12 protein-coding genes are annotated in these 14238 nt (G+C 39.2%); all 12 read right to left on the reverse strand.

What is annotated here, in order from left to right; genetic code table 11:
• Positions 1-18: 18 nt before the first annotated feature.
• On the reverse strand, positions 19-591 hold the full coding sequence (locus CK510_RS14710) for a DUF3727 domain-containing protein (RefSeq protein ID WP_095722415.1): 573 nt from the start codon (positions 589-591) through the stop codon (positions 19-21).
• Positions 592-822: 231 nt separating this feature from the next.
• Positions 823-1287: a Holliday junction resolvase RuvX gene (ruvX, locus tag CK510_RS14715; protein ID WP_095722427.1), complete on the reverse strand. Its 465-nt coding sequence runs from the start codon at positions 1285-1287 to the stop codon at positions 823-825.
• 70 nt (positions 1288-1357) lie between these two features.
• Positions 1358-2632 (reverse strand): GNAT family N-acetyltransferase, encoded by a 1275-nt coding sequence (locus tag CK510_RS14720; protein ID WP_095722416.1) that lies wholly within the window; start codon positions 2630-2632, stop codon positions 1358-1360.
• 279 nt (positions 2633-2911) lie between these two features.
• Entirely contained in the window at positions 2912-3157 is a 246-nt protein-coding gene (locus tag CK510_RS14725; RefSeq protein WP_373695806.1) for a hypothetical protein, read from the reverse strand.
• Positions 3158-3331: 174 nt separating this feature from the next.
• Entirely contained in the window at positions 3332-7483 is a 4152-nt protein-coding gene (locus CK510_RS14730; RefSeq protein ID WP_095722418.1) for a glycosyltransferase, read from the reverse strand.
• 191 nt (positions 7484-7674) lie between these two features.
• Positions 7675-7935, reverse strand: a complete 261-nt coding sequence (locus tag CK510_RS14735) for a Txe/YoeB family addiction module toxin (RefSeq protein WP_095722419.1) — start codon at positions 7933-7935, stop codon at positions 7675-7677.
• The gene (locus CK510_RS14740; RefSeq protein ID WP_095722420.1) at positions 7916-8167 is read right to left on the reverse strand and encodes a type II toxin-antitoxin system Phd/YefM family antitoxin; all 252 of its coding nucleotides are present in this window, start codon (positions 8165-8167) and stop codon (positions 7916-7918) included. Before CK510_RS14740 ends, CK510_RS14735 begins: the two co-directional genes overlap by 20 nt.
• A 1109-nt stretch (positions 8168-9276) precedes the next feature.
• A complete protein-coding gene (locus CK510_RS14750; RefSeq protein ID WP_095722422.1) occupies positions 9277-10884 on the reverse strand; it encodes a B12-binding domain-containing radical SAM protein in 1608 nt (535 codons plus the stop codon).
• A gap of 444 nt (positions 10885-11328) precedes the next feature.
• On the reverse strand, positions 11329-12276 hold the full coding sequence (locus CK510_RS14755) for an NAD-dependent epimerase/dehydratase family protein (protein WP_095722423.1): 948 nt from the start codon (positions 12274-12276) through the stop codon (positions 11329-11331).
• Between the two features lie 395 nt (positions 12277-12671).
• Complete coding sequence (locus CK510_RS14760) at positions 12672-13610, reverse strand: hypothetical protein (protein ID WP_245912158.1); 939 nt, start codon at positions 13608-13610, stop codon at positions 12672-12674.
• A gap of 160 nt (positions 13611-13770) precedes the next feature.
• Positions 13771-13989: a type II toxin-antitoxin system HicB family antitoxin gene (locus tag CK510_RS14765; protein WP_095722425.1), complete on the reverse strand. Its 219-nt coding sequence runs from the start codon at positions 13987-13989 to the stop codon at positions 13771-13773.
• Positions 13986-14159: a type II toxin-antitoxin system HicA family toxin gene (locus CK510_RS14770; protein ID WP_095722426.1), complete on the reverse strand. Its 174-nt coding sequence runs from the start codon at positions 14157-14159 to the stop codon at positions 13986-13988. The genes CK510_RS14765 and CK510_RS14770 overlap by 4 nt, the downstream gene beginning before the upstream one ends.
• Positions 14160-14238: the final 79 nt, after the last annotated feature.

The following is a 14238-nucleotide window of genomic DNA, read 5'->3' on the forward strand; positions in this document are numbered from 1 at the left end:
CCTAACTCCTAACTATTATTATTCCACTTCATTAAACAATTGTTCTTCTAGAAGTGGTTGGACTTTGCGGAACTCTTCAGGAGAGAGAAGTTCTGGTTTACCTGATTTGGTAAATCTTGCAAAAAATAATAAAGGATCGAGGGGAGTATAAATTGCGTATTCTTGCTCTTCGTGATAGAAAGTTGCAAGCAATTGCAATTGTTCGGGTTCTAAATCTGCGTCTTCGTCTTCAATTTCTAAAGTGAAGAGTTCTGACTCTTCTACAGGTGGTAGTTCTCCTGCTACCGTCAGAGCGTATGCAGTATTTTTAAGGATCAAATTCTGTTCCGACAATACAGCTTGTGCCGTGGGAAAAATCTCTTCGACGATCGCATCATCTTCTACTAAGATTGCTTCTTCTTCCTCATCGTCACCTTGCCAAGCAAAGATTTCCACTGGAGAATCGACAGGAAGAAGTAGAACGTACTCTTGCCCTTCTACCGACAGCGAATGCTCGACATAACATTCAAGCGATCGCCCTTGGTCATCTGTTAAAGTGATGGAACCAGCTTGAGCTTTATCATTGTCTTCGGGTAATTGTGAGGAATCCATAGCCGACATATACAAGTATATTAACCACCAGCAACTGCAAAAACTGCTTAACTGTTTTATTAACAGGCAATGTCAATTAAATCGAAGTCTAGCTGGCTATTAAACTTCAGAATATCATGTCGAGTCGGTTGGTGGTTGGTTATTCTAAATTTGGGGATTGGGAATTGGGCATTGGGGATTGGGCATTGGGGATTGATAATTACCTTTTCCTTTGTCTCCTTGGCTCTTCTGCTATTTGTTAACCCTTCTAGCATCAAGCCATTGTTGTAAGATCAAGGCTGCTGCTTTGCGATCGATTAATCCTTTATTGCGGGATGGAGAGCGATTTTCACTAATCAGCATTTGTTCTGCTTGATATGAAGTCAAGCGCTCATCAATATATTCAATCGGCAATTGCAGAATTTTGGCAATGCGATTTGCAAATTTTTGGACGTGTTTGGCTTGGAATCCCAACGAACCATCCATATTGTAAGGCAAACCTACCACTAAGACACTGACTTCCCGTTGATTTATCAATTCACGTAATTGCTCGACATCCTCCTCAAATCGAGTGCGTTCAATTGTAGTTAGACCAGTTGCGATTAGCCCAGTGCGATCGCATCCAGCCACACCAATCCGCTTACTACCAACATCCAAACCTAAGGCAGAAATATATTTAGACTGGGAAATGGAATCTGGGATTGAGGATTTTGACATTAAATTATCATTTGTTTTGTCATTGTCCAATGCCCCATATTCCATGCACATTTCCCGTTTTTTGTCCACATTATTTTTCCTGCTCGGTATCAGATTCACTTTGACCTGATACTTCTACGCTACCGTTATTGGAGAAAAACGCCACAGAATCTTTAGGAGTATTATTCTTCTTCATATTCTTTTTGACGATTCTTTCAGGTAGGGAATGCTTGCCTTCTTGTCCCCAAGACATTCCCCCAGGTATGGGTTTGCGTGCTGGTTGCAGCCCTTGGAGTACTTCAGGTAGTTGAATCCCTTCTAAGGAAACAAACTTCGATTCCCGTACTTTATGCCACACGGAACGGGACATAATTAAAGTATGTTCGACACGACTAGCTCCAATCCGCTCCAAATATTCTTCTCCCTCAGGTAAATAATCGGCTGAAGCCAAATGTAAACCTTGCTGGGGAAAATCTTGGGCAATGCGGGCTAACTGGGACAATAATTCTGGATACAGCCAAGTGTAAGCTGGATGTACGGTCAATGTTGCCACATGAGGCTCTTGCCCTTTCCGGTCTAATTTAATTTGAAAGTAACCGATCGCAGCTTTGCGTTGTGGTTCAAATACGTAACCGCTAACAACCTCAGTTTTGTTTCGCCATTGTTTCACCGCATCGGCTAAACCTTCAAGCAAACCAGTTTTAAAGTCGCAGGTTTGCCGATCGAATACTTGCCGCACCAAGGGAGGCATGGAGGCTGTATCTAATTGATACAACAACTGAGCATCGGCATTACTGACTGGTAGTAAATTTGGTAAATCTGGCTCTGACTGTGCCAAATCCGCCAATAATTGTGGATTTATTTCCCAATAAGTAATTTCTGCAAGTCGTTGGAAACCGTTGCGACGATATAAAGCCAATGCATCGGCATCATTAATATTAACTTCGAGTATCCAAGTTCTTGCTTCTAGAACTGACTCAAAGCAATAACGTAGTAACTGCGAACCAATTCCCAAGCGATCGCTACCGCGTTGGAGTAACACTTTATCAACACGCCAAGTACTACCCGTGCGATTGAAAGGGGAAACTTGAACCATCCCCAGCAGTATCCTTGCTTGTTCGGCAACATAGCCACAGAAGCGATACTTCAAGGGATTGGGGAACCAACTTAAACATTTAAGTAGTCCATACCAGCGTCGCAGCCATTGCATCTGTTTGATACAATCAGTCTCTCCCTTGGGAGTGAGAGCTGCGAATGATTCGTTTGTCAAGCGTTCAATACCGTCTAAATCGCGATATTGTACTGGTCGGATAACAACGCCAAGATTCTGAGATAATAATGAGTTCATTTTCGTTCGAGCCGCCATTCAGCTATTAGGGGACAGAGAACAGTGGATAGTGCTGGACAAATTTTAACGATTTTTATGACAATAAGTTTGCGATCGCTCTTCCTAATTAAGGTTCAGGATTGCTTACTAGGATACTGCATCGGAGCCATAAAGGTGATTTAGATAACTAATTTGATAACTAAGTTTGATAATTATAAAGAGTCAAAAAGCAGACCTTGTGACAACAAATTAAATGTTGGCTCATCAGGTCTGCCCCTATTGTATTTTAAATTCAGTTAAATTTTATATTTATATCATCTATATAGCTTGCCGAGATATCTGCTTTTCAAAAGTTGCTTGTGTTTCCTGCAACAATTCCTCCCGGCTGTCTTGGCTTTTGGGCTTGAAGGATGGAACTAGATTGCGGGCTTGTAGGGTCATGTGGAACTGTAAATGGGCAACATAATCGCTGAAGTCTTCTTGTACTGCACTTTTGCCCTTATGGAAATTAGATTCCGTTGCCACTGTGTTCTCCTGATTTGACCTTGGGGTGTTGATTAACATCATCAAAACCTATCACGTAGATTTGATTATGTTCTAATTTCGCAATGAACTTTAACTAAGTTGGTGGTGGGGAACTGGGTTACTGGAGTTTTCCGTCGCGATCGCACCACCATTCTTCATGACTACGAGGAATTGTAATGTGCTTAAATTCAGCCAAATCTCTTCGTCTATTTCCTAGTTCACAGTCGCTTTACGTTCGATTTTACCCCAGCCAACCATTGAACCTTTGATTGCGGTGATAGTAGATTTAATCGCGACGTAATACATTAACTGACGGTAAAAGAAGCGTTGGGGTAATAACCAAATCATTAAATTCCAATCTTCTTTTGGTTCGAGTAAGAAACCGACGAGTGCGGCAAGAAAATCAACAGCGAGGAACAGTAAATAGAACCAAATCAAGTGTTCTAAACCATTTGTGGAATATTCGGCGGGTTGTTCGTGTTTTTGCCACATTGCCCAAGCGATTGACCCAATCATCACCACATCCATTAGGGGTGAGATTAAAGGGAATAATATTTGGAAAACTAGAACGTTTGGGATGGCAAATAGTCCGAGTGCGCCATACTTTTTACGGAATATGGTGTCGCGGTGTTTCCAGGTAGCTTGGAGGGTGCCAAACATCCAACGGAAGCGCTGTTTGAGAAAGCCTTGGATAGTATCTGGGGCTTCGGTCAGCGCGATCGCATTCTCTTCGTAGTCGATTTTATACCCCATTCGCAAAATTGATAGGGTAAGGTCGGCATCTTCGGCTAATGTGTCGGTGGCGTATCCCCCTGCCTTAAGAATCAGTTCCCGTCGCCATGCCCCAATTGCCCCAGGAACGACGCTGATGCAGTTGAGTAGTCCAAAGGCACGGCGTTCGAGGTTCTGACTGGTGATGTATTCCAGGGCTTGCCAGTAGGTCAATATGTTGATGCGATTTCCGACTTTGGCATTGCCTGCGATCGTGCCGATTTTCGGGTCGGCAAAGTGGCGAACTAGGTTTTTAATGGCGTTGGGACGCAGTATGGTATCGGCATCTAAGGACACAATGATTTCGGCTTGGGTTTGGAGAATACCATATTTTGTGGTATGGGCTTTACCACCATTTGCTTTGGTAAATACACGTACTCGTGATTCATTACCATACTTTTGAGCTACATCTTTGTAGGTGTTGTCGCTGGAACCGTCATCAACAACAATAATGTCGAAATTTCCATAGTGCGATCGCAATAGGGAATCAATTGTCCGACAAATTACTTTCTCTTCATTGAATGCAGGTACGATGACGCTGACGGATGGGGAATAATTGAGTTGATTTTTAAAGCTTTTGCGACTCTTCCATTCATACAACGCCAGTGCGGCAACAAACAACAACCGCATCATTGACAGCCCAATCCCAACCACAAACAGATAATAAATCGCTTTATTCAAGTCGTTCATCAACAAAAATGCAGTTCCGTCAAATCTTGCCATCAACTGCTCTTGTGCAGTAATTGGCGGCATTACCTGGTTGCGCTGCAAACCTAGTAAATTAGAAATCGTCACCAGTTCAAAGTTGCGCTTTTGTAACTCTTCGATAATTTTTGGTAACGCTGCTACAGTTTGCGTGCGATCGCCTCCACTATCATGTAACAAAACGACGTTACCTTGACCACTTGTTGCTTGCTCGACGATAGCATCGACAATTTTATCAATTCCGGGACTCCGCCAGTCGTTCGGGTCAATCTGCATCCCAATGATGTAGTATCCAAGATTGCCTGTATATTCCAGTGGTGCAACTTCTTCGGGCGTTTCTGGTTCCACATCCTCCGCATATGGTGGTCTAAATAACAATGTACGAAGACCAAGTTCCCCTTCTAACAACCTTTCGGTGGCATTGAGTTCTAACTTTAATTGCTTGTGAGGGGTAATCGCAATATTCGGATGGGTAAAGGTATGATTGCCGATTTCATGTCCTTCCTTGACGATACGGTGCAGTAAATCGCTGTTGCCGTTGGCATTAATCCCAACTACGAAGAACGTTGCCGGAACATGGTAACGCTTGAGTGTATCCAACACTCCGGGAGTAAAACGCTGGTCTGGAGCATCATCGAAGGTCAAAGCAATTTTATTTTTATTACTTCCTCCCCAGCGTGTAATTACGTAGGCAGAAGGATAGGAAATTAATTTCTCTCTGACTACTAAACCAGATTTATGGTCGTAATTAATTTCCCGTTTCCCATCACTGGGTTTTGCAGTCACCTTGAGAATTTCACCTTTTCCTTCATAATCAATGTCGAAACCGTAGCGCAGTGTTTCCAGATTTTTTGCGGTGGTTCGATCGAGATGTGTCTGTGATTTAAACACTTGCCAAATTGAAGGGTCTTCCGAACCCATTCTCCACAATGCAAAACCAGCAGCACCTTGATTTTTTGCTTCAATTAGTTGGTTAAATGCTGTGACTGCATCTAGATACCAAATATGATGCAGGGTATCTTTATCGTCGTAATAATCGAATGTTGCGTTTAACGAAGCTGGATCGAGTATAATTTTCCCGTTTGATTCCTGTGCCGTTTTTAGGGATTCTTGGAAAGAAATTTCTTCCCCAGAACTGGTATTTGCTTTCCAGTCATAACCGTAACTACCAATGGCAACTACAAATTTACTTGCAGGTAATTCTTGGAAGCGACGCTTTAAGTGTTCTGCATACCAATTTTGGGATGCGATCGGACCTGAAGAGCTACTTGCATCATGTTCGTCATAAGCCATCAGGATTAGATAGTCATTATATTTTGCGAATTCGCGGTAGTTAAATGATGGGTTATCTAATGGCACTGATTGGGAAACTTCTAAACCCAAAGGATGGAATTGGGCATAAATTTCGCCCATGAAGGTAATGAAGTTTGCTTGGCTGGAATCGGGAATATTTTCAAAGTCGATATTGATGCCAGCAAAATTATTTTTGCGAATATATTCTAATAGTTGTTGAATTAGATGACTTCGCGATGTCGGTTGATTGAGCATTTCTGCAATCTTTTGACTGTTCCAACTTTGAGTACTGTTATCAAAGTTGTTAATCAATGGCATAATCGGCAACTTGGGTCGATTTTTATGAATATAATTTATGGTTTTTTGTTGCTTAAATTCATCATCATTCGCAATTGTACCGTCAGCTTTATCTAGATGTAGCCATTCAGGCATTAGCTTATCGAGTTTTTGCAAATTCTGTTTGAGTGAAGTAAAACTATTGTCATCCCAATTAACATAAAAGCCAATGATGTCTGAGTTAGCATGTACTGTCCCAGAATTTACAGGTTTTGAGACATTAATATTTGGTTGCTGTTTGCTGGGATGGAAGTTAGGGAATGTGCTATATGGAGAGCTTATATTGGGTTGTTTAACGGCTAAAGAATTATGTGCTTTAAATATTTTATGTAGGGTAGATAAATTTATCTTTGGTAAATCTGGCTGAATTACCATAGTCGCGATTAAGCCAAAGAAAATCAGAAAAATAATAACAATAAATGCCTTCGATATCCGTTTAAACCATAACCAACGTGAATTATTCGGGTCGTAAAAAACCCACTTTTTGAATAACTTTGCCCCTTGGTTATTAATTTGGGTAATTGTTTTTGGTTTGCCATTTCCAGAACCAGGAAAAAATACATAAAATATTTCATCAGCAATTCCTCCCTTTTTAGGATTTGCAGGTATATTTAAGCTATTTGCCAGGGCAATCGAACCTTCCCCAAAGCGATATTCCTCAATTCCCCCAGCAAAGAAAAGACTTGTATCGGCAAATATAGCATAGGTAACTTTACCATTTTTACTATTATAAATAACAGCCAAATCTCCAAGTTTAATTTTAGCAACTTTCAAAAATTCTTCATCGTTATTTTGAGGAAGAACAACGTAAGGAATTTTTGTGGAATCAACATAACGTTTGGGATCACTTCTTTTTTTGGTTTCATCATAGAGCGCTGTTGCCGAAATGTAATAACCTGGATATGGGTCTAACTTTCCTTGAATCACAGGTTTACCATTTGCTTGACCATTATCTGTGACTAATGCCCACCAATTCCCAGGTTCTCCAGCATGTTTTAAATCATCTATACCTTTATCTTGAGGATGGTAGGCATTTGCTGCACCATCTGCATCAATTGCAAGTCCAGCTTTGAAGAAGAATCCCGGTTTATTTTGCAGTTTCCAAATAGTGTATTTACCATGTTCAAAAAGTTTTGATAGCAATCGACTCCCCTTTGCTGTATTTGGTGGAGTTTTGGAATCAGATATTAAAGCAAAAGTACTACTAGTTAATGCTGAAACAGTAATTATCCCGTATTTTATAAATTTTCTTCTTAGCATTCTATTTGGTTGAGGTTAAAATCAAAAATAAAATATATACACTAGTGCGATCGCATAAATGATAATCTATTTTCGTAATTTTAGCTTGCGACAAGTAAAGCTTAAGTCGAAGATATAGTTGAGCTTATGGTCTTTTTCTGTAGTTTAAATAATTCTTTTTTTACCAATATACTTTGTTAGTTTACTCTCAATTAATCGTAATGATACTTGCAAGATAAGATTATCAATAATTCTTCTTCCACTTTGTAAACTAACCTATGTTCGTCAGTAATGCGTCTTGACCAGTAACCTTGCAATTCGTATTTTAAAGGTTCTGGTTTACCTATCCCAGAAAATGAATCTCTTTGTATATCTCTAATAAGTTCCAATATTTTTTTGAAAACTTTTTTGTCTTCTGTCGCCCATTGAGAAAATTGTTCAAATGCAACTTCTTCAAAAGCTATTTTTTTCATACTCATTTATATTGACATAAATTATCTTTCCTTTTTCTACATTATCGATAGCATTAAGTAAATGTTTTTTGTTAGCTTCTGATTTTAAAAGATAGGTAGTTTCATCTTCTGAAATTATTTGCTCGACTAGTACTATAACTTCTACTATTGTTCCTTCTTGAAGTTCCGTTGTGGGCAGTTCAATTTTGCCATCTTTGCCAACAATCACTTTTTGTTTGATACCATTTAACATAATTTTAGTTTACTCAACTTTTACTGTGATTCTATAAGCTTTTTACCCCCTATCCTAGCAGAACCTGAATTCGACAAGTCAAATTATGTTATTTGTGACGGAACCCAACATACATTTAACTTTTTCGCTCTTACATAAGCTTCGAGAGTATTTTTTCTAAACTCTAATTTAAATTATTAATGATTCATATATTAAGAATGTCAGGAAATCTTGATAAAGAGAAAATGGGTGTACGGATTGACGTGAACTTTGCCACGGGGATTCTCCCCCGGTGGCAAGATTCACAGTACTTTCAGGTGCGATATTCTTAATACTCACGGGAGGCGTATGACTTTGATTTTTGTGCCTCTGGAAGCATTGTTTTTACGTTGATTTTTTTGGTTATGAATAAGCCTAAAATTCATATTGTAATCTAAACATAGATTTGAGAGTTTATTACGGTTGACAATTAGAACTTTTAGAGAATTGGATAAATTCAGAATATTTGTTGGATTTTAAGAAGCTCTCTAAACTGTACTGTGATATGTCTCCGACATTAAGCTTCACTTATCGCGATGAGGTTAGTTACTTCTGCGAGGTATCGCATCATGTTTTGTGATTATTTCAACCTAGATAAGCCTATTTCAGTATTTGTACTGAGAAAAACTCGAACTTTTATTTTATGTAGAGAAAATAAATATACTAGTTTTGATTCACGATAACTCTACTCTAGTTTATCGGATCGGTGATTTTTCCCACCACGGAAAAATAGCGTAGTACGAACGCATTATCAATCATTCGGTAAAGGGAGAAACCAGGTTTCTATGGGTGATACAGCACTTCCGGCTATTATAAAGCACAGTTTTACCCACATCCCTTTCCTATCATAACTTTTGATATTGTGTGCGTACCTCATAGCAGGCGGAAGTGCTGTATTTCCAAAATAGTCGTGTTGATATAGAGAGAAACCCGGTTTCTTGAACATTTGCCAAATAGTACGTGGTGTAATTACATAATCAAGTGCAAAACTCAGGAAATCTGGTTTCTTCCCCACGAAAAAATACGATCGCTCTTCTAAGTTACATACTTCCTTGAGAGCGATCGCAATCTATTTCAATTCAAATACCCAATTAACTAGCAATAGGTTCTGCTGCTGCTTTGACTTCTTTAACTTCCTTAACGGGAGCTACATAGGGTGTTTCTGCACCTTGAGCGAGATACTCTTGTAATTGAGCATCGATTTCATCGCGAACAATTTGCCGATATTCGTAAAAATGTTCAATGTGGGCACAAGTTGCGAGATAATGGTCAAAGGCTTTGGGATTGCGTTTGAGAATACTAAACATGTGATGCCAGAATTTCCATCGGGTTTCCCGTTTGATTCCTTGTCGCCAAATCACAATTAAGAAGGCTTTCAATACCACCAATTCGGGGAATTTTGCTGGTGCTGTCCAACTTGGACCTCCCATCATCAAAAAGCAACGATAGGTACGGTCTAAATACTTCACTGGGTCGTATAATTCGCAAAAAGCTTCTACGTATTCTTGCGCGATGTCTTCGAGGGGACGGGTAGGAATGAAGTTCATCAATGTGGTTTGATTGATGTTGCCGTCTTTGTTTTCCCGCAAGCGTCCTTCTCTGGTGAGACGATGCCACAATGCGGTATTTGGTAGCGCTTGCAACATGGCAAAGGTGGTTGAAGGGATGGCAGCTAATTCGGCAAATCGGACAATTCGCGAACCTGCACCTGTTTTTTCCCCATCGAAACCAATAATAAATCCAGCCATTGGACGTAAACCAGCTTTGATGATGGTTTCTACTGATTCAGCTAGGGAACTGCGGGTATTTTGAAACTTCTTTGTTAACTGCAAGCTGTCTTCATCTGGGGTTTCAATTCCCAAAAACACCGCTTTAAATCCACATTCCACCATCAATTCCATCATTTCCGCATCTTGCGCTAAGTCAATTGATGCTTCCGTGTCAAAGCTGAAGGGATATTGATGTTCTGCCACCCATTTTTTCAATTCGTGGAGCAGTAACTTCCCATTCCGTTTGTTGCCGATGAAATTATCATCCACCATGAAAACACTGCGTCTCCAACCCAATTCATAGAGATAATCTAATTCTGCGAGTAATTGGGCTGGGGTTTTTGTGCGGGGTTTTCGACCGTAGAGGACAATAATATCGCAAAATTCGCATTGGAACGGACAACCTCGCGAAAATTGTACCGACATGGAATCATAAGCGCTAAAATCTAGTAATTCAAATCTGGGTATGGGGGTTGTAGTGACATCCGGTTTTTCTGTAGCGCGGAAAACACCCGATTTTTCCCCTTTATTTATCGCTTCAACAAACATCGGTAGGGTAAGTTCCCCTTCATCCAAAATGAGAAAATCTGCACCAACATTTTGAACTTCGTGGGGTACAGATGTTGGATAAGGTCCACCAACAGCAACTAATTTACCACGGCGTTTAGCTTCTTGGATTTGGTCGAGTAAATCTTTTTTCTGAACAATCATTGCCGAGAGAATGACAATCTCAGCCCATTCCCATTCTTCCTCAGTCACCGCACGAATATTGCGATCGCACAATTTAAATTCCCATTCTTGGGGGAGAATTGCCGCAACGGTGACTAAACCCAGTGGAGGTAGTAAAACTTTGCGATCGACTAAATCTAGGATTTTTTCGTATGACCAAAATGTCTTGGGAAACACCGGATAGACAAGCAATACACGCATTATAGTTTTACCTCTACCACTTTAATTTTTTATCAAGAACTGAGAAACACAAAAGGATACAAATTCAATTCAAACTTAATTTACCCTTCACCTAGAAGTCTAGATGAGTTTTATTTAAATATGTTTCACATTAGCATTTATATTTAATTGCGATCGCGATTTTATTCCCATTGATACATTTGATTTCTGCACAAGTACTCGAATTACCCCAAATAAAAGAACCCTACCCTAACCCTCCCCTTTACAAGGGGAGGGAACTGGATTTTTTGTTTCCCCCCTTGATAAGGGCAGGGCTGTTTCATTCTTTATTTTAGGTTAGTCGTAGGGGCAGGGAGACCCTGCCCCTCCAATCCCGTGTGCTAAACTGATTTTCAGACGGAAAATGAAACATCCCTGCCTTGATTAAGAGGGGATGATTTTCGAGAACTGTGAGATAGACAGACTTTATCCTGCTTTGACTCCGCTTGTTTTCAACACATCGCTCATGGTTGCACAGTAATTTGCTAACCCGTAAGTCTCAGGATTCACGGCATCTTTATACACAAAATGACGATATTCCATACAGAAACGACTCCAAGCATCCATCTGAATTCGGAATACGCTAATAATTACATTTGCCAATGCTGTGGATAGGGGAATGCGGAAATATATCTTTTTCCCAAAATATGCGCTGAGTTGTTCTATAGCTTGGTTTGCTGTGATTTTATCCTGTCCCAATACCAAATAACGAGTATCTTCCGGGGGATTGTCGATTAAATGTCTGACCACAGTCGCAATATCTCGACTGTGAATGAAGTGAAAACTGCCGTCAGCTTTAAGAAACTTAATAATATCGACGTATTTTGATACCTCCGGAATCCCAGAAGTGATATGAGATACAGGTTTTGTGTCATCTCCACCTAAAACCAAAGTCGGGAAAACAGTAGTAATTTTTGGTGCGATCGCTAATTGCGATTTTTGCTCCAAACACTGATATTTGGAACGAATATAATCAATGCCAAATTCCCCAGCTTCGGGAAGGGGTTGGTTTTCGCGACTCAAGACGCTAGCAGTGGAAAAATAAATGACCTGCTGGCATTTTTCCGCATCCAACAAACTCATTAATTCCAGGGTTTTATCGACATTAATTTTAAATACATTATCTCCACCCCAAGCAGTTGCCGTTAAAACTGCGACATCGATCGTTTTTAATAAATCGGCAAATTTTTCAATCTCCAACATATCACCTTGGAGTACGGTGACATTCGGACGCTTACTGGTATCAACTTTTAACTTATCGGGATTTCTAACAAGTAAAAATAATTCATGTTCGGTTTCATTAATCAACTGTTCGCTGAGGTAATGTCCAACACAACCACTAGCACCCGTAACAAATATACGTTTTTTTGACATAGAAATTAAAAATAGGAATTATTGTAGAAACGCGATCGCGATCTACAGGAGTTATGAGTTAGGAGTTTAATTAAAAGTTCCGATTGAAGTCAAGGTATATAGGTTTGACTAAAGTAATGTAGATGTAAGGATACGATCGCAATTCTGACTATACTGCAAACGCTTCCCTTGACATTAAATATCTATACACTATTTTGGCAGACCCAGCCAATACAGTTTTAAAAGATTGCTATCAGCGAAGATGATTAATTAGCCTTAGCGATCGCTTATTATTTACCAACCCAGTTCTTTACCCAGTATTTTAACTGGAATTGATATTTTACCTGTGTTCGTAGGGATTAATTTAACGCGTTGTGTTGATGATGTATTTGCTTGAAACTATATATTTAACTAATTCATCTCGGTGTTACACATCTATCTGAGAGTTTGTCTGTTTTCCCTATTAAATTATAAGTAATTAGCCGAGCTGCGATCGCACCATCGAGATTATCATAAAAATATGAAGAATGTGCATCCTCGGCTCCAACAACCATTGCCAAGTCTGATTTCCCAACTGTGTTTAATGCTTTTTCGGTTCCATTTGCATCTTGCCAAACATATTGATCGCAAAAAAATATTTTAGAGCCTATTTCGTCTTTAATTGCAGCTTTCAAGGGATATGCTATTAAATCAGAAGAATGAATAACATTAATCCACCTAAATTTGTTTTTTGTATTCACCTCATTGAGAAGCAAATTTATTGAGGAAAAATCAATATCCCACATTTGTTTAAGAAATAGCAAGGGAGAGCCTAATGTTGTGATGCTTGCTATATCTAACTGTTTTAATTGCTCTCGGAACGAAAAAGCTGGATCGTCTTCTGATAAAGTGTCGCTAAAGAGAATATCCCAAAGTATCAGACTACCCAAAGAATGAGCAATAAAATGAATTTGTTTCTGATCATAATGGTCTTTTATAAAGAGATTAAATTGTTCTAAAATAGTTTTACGAATCGCTTTACCTCTTTCAGGATTTTGATAAATTAAAAAATCTCCTAGAAAATTATTGATAAATTGACTTCTACGTTTTCTGTACCGATAGATATCATCGTGAAGCCATTCATATTCTTGGTGTTTTGTACAAGCTAGTTTAAAGTCTTCTTCTATATAACTTACAGTTTGTTGCTTTTTATTATTGAATAGATTACCCCAGAAGCTTGAATAAAAATTTGCTTTAGTTTCATACTGATTTTTTGAAAGTTCCTTTTCGATATTTTTTATAAGTGCCTGAGCATAACTAGATTTTGTGGTATTCACACCATGAATAAAAAAAACAAGCATACTAATTTCATGCAAGGATTAGGGTTATCTTAACCCAATCATTACCGAGTGACCTCAGTATTATAATGATAGACTGCCTAGTGGTGCATGATAGATGTTTAACTTGTATAAAAATATGTTTTTTGTTCGATAACCCAAAACTGAAATATTTGGTTTTATCAAATTGAAACAATAATTAAGCAACCTGAAGCGTAGAGGGTTCGGGGATTGGTTCTCCTTCTGCTTGCCAAGCTTCCAAATACATCTCAATTACTTCCTCTCCATTATAAATCGCTTCTTCACGGGTTTTTCCGTGGGTACAAGGCATAATAACGCGATCGCTAAATTCTGGGATAGTGACTAAAAAAAGTCCGTCTTCGTCGCTCCACTGAAGAACCATGCTGTATCGATTCATAAATCTTTCTCCTCTCGCATTTCTTGGAGTTCGATTAATAGTTTTTCTAATTGTTTCTCTAAATAGATTGGCACATCATTCCCATCTTTACCCGGAATTGTTAATGTTTTCTTTAACAAAGGGTGTCTCCAACGCTCGTGACTACCTTTTCCACGCTTTGGTAAATATATAAACCGCTTCTAAAAATCTAGGTAAACCTAGTAAAGTCCACGGTGTAACTTTAAGCAATCTTTTCTAGTGTCTTGCGAC

It is taken from the genome of Brunnivagina elsteri CCALA 953 (assembly GCF_002289455.1).
In the GTDB taxonomy this organism is placed as follows: Bacteria; Cyanobacteriota; Cyanobacteriia; order Cyanobacteriales; family Nostocaceae; genus Brunnivagina; species Brunnivagina elsteri.

Bases quoted from the DNA above. Each gene is read 5' to 3' on its own strand.
- CK510_RS14710 (WP_095722415.1), bottom strand. From the start codon at position 591: ATGGATTCCTCACAATTACCCGAAGACAATGATAAAGCTCAAGCTGGT.
- ruvX (WP_095722427.1), bottom strand. From the start codon at position 1,287: ATGTCAAAATCCTCAATCCCAGATTCCATTTCCCAGTCTAAATATATT.
- CK510_RS14720 (WP_095722416.1), bottom strand. From the start codon at position 2,632: ATGGCGGCTCGAACGAAAATGAACTCATTATTATCTCAGAATCTTGGC.
- CK510_RS14725 (WP_373695806.1), bottom strand. From the start codon at position 3,157: ATGTTAATCAACACCCCAAGGTCAAATCAGGAGAACACAGTGGCAACG.
- CK510_RS14730 (WP_095722418.1), bottom strand. From the start codon at position 7,483: ATGCTAAGAAGAAAATTTATAAAATACGGGATAATTACTGTTTCAGCA.
- CK510_RS14735 (WP_095722419.1), bottom strand. From the start codon at position 7,935: ATGAAAAAAATAGCTTTTGAAGAAGTTGCATTTGAACAATTTTCTCAA.
- CK510_RS14740 (WP_095722420.1), bottom strand. From the start codon at position 8,167: ATGTTAAATGGTATCAAACAAAAAGTGATTGTTGGCAAAGATGGCAAA.
- CK510_RS14750 (WP_095722422.1), bottom strand. From the start codon at position 10,884: ATGCGTGTATTGCTTGTCTATCCGGTGTTTCCCAAGACATTTTGGTCA.
- CK510_RS14755 (WP_095722423.1), bottom strand. From the start codon at position 12,276: ATGTCAAAAAAACGTATATTTGTTACGGGTGCTAGTGGTTGTGTTGGA.
- CK510_RS14765 (WP_095722425.1), bottom strand. From the start codon at position 13,989: ATGAATCGATACAGCATGGTTCTTCAGTGGAGCGACGAAGACGGACTT.